The 848-nt window shown below is 67.7% G+C and carries 1 protein-coding gene; it reads left to right on the top strand.

Annotated features, from left to right (window positions below; translation table 11 throughout):
• Positions 1–844, top strand: an 844-nt coding sequence (locus HMPREF0058_RS11445) for an ISL3 family transposase (RefSeq protein WP_006549959.1), incomplete at its 5' end; no start/stop codon positions are given.
• Positions 845–848 lie beyond the last annotated feature (4 nt).

Genomic DNA, 848 nt, shown 5'->3' with positions numbered 1-848 from the left:
GCGCCGTTTCGAGGGTGTCACTGTGGTCGGGGTGGATGAGCGCGTGTGGCGCCGCACCCGCCGCGGTGACAAGTACGTCACCGTGATCATCGACCTGACCCCCATCACGAATGGCACCGGTCCTTCGCGCCTGCTGGACGTGGTCGAGGCCCGCTCCAAGCACGCGTTCAAATCGTGGCTCGCCGCGCGCGACAAAGCCTGGCGCGACGCGGTGGAGGTCGTCGCGATGGATGGGTTCACCGGGTTCAAGACCGCCGCCGCCGAAGAGCTCCCCGACGCCATCCCCGTGACGGGTCCCTTCCACGTGGTCCGGCTGGCCGCAGACGCCCTCGATGCCTGTCGGCGCCGGGTCCAGCACGACATCCATGGCCGACGCGGCCGCACAGGTGATCCGCTGTACGCGGCACGCAGAACCCTGCACACCGGAGCCGACCTGCTCACCCCCCGCCAGCAGGGCCACCTCGAGGCACTGTTCGCCGACGACGCTCACGTCGAGGTCGAAGCGACCTGGGGGATCTACCAACAGATGATCGCCGCCTACCGCGACCCCGACCGCTCGCCAGGCCGACAGCTGATGCGCCGCCTCATCAACGCCGTCAGCGCCGACGTCCCGGCACCACTGAACGAAGTAATCACCCTAGGCCGGACCCTGAAGAAACGCGGCGCGGACGTGCTCGCCTACTTCGACCGACCCGGAACCAGCAACGGCCCCACCGAAGCCATCAACGGACGCCTCGAGCACCTACGAGGCTCCGCCCTCGGACTGCGCAACCTGACCAACTACATCGCCCGATCTCTCCTCGAAGCAGGCGGCTTCAGACCCCAACTACACCCTCAACTGTGAAGAG

It is taken from the genome of Actinomyces urogenitalis DSM 15434 (assembly GCF_000159035.1).
Lineage (GTDB): Bacteria > Actinomycetota > Actinomycetes > Actinomycetales > Actinomycetaceae > Actinomyces > Actinomyces urogenitalis.
This window is presented reverse-complemented; position numbering and strand designations above follow the sequence as displayed.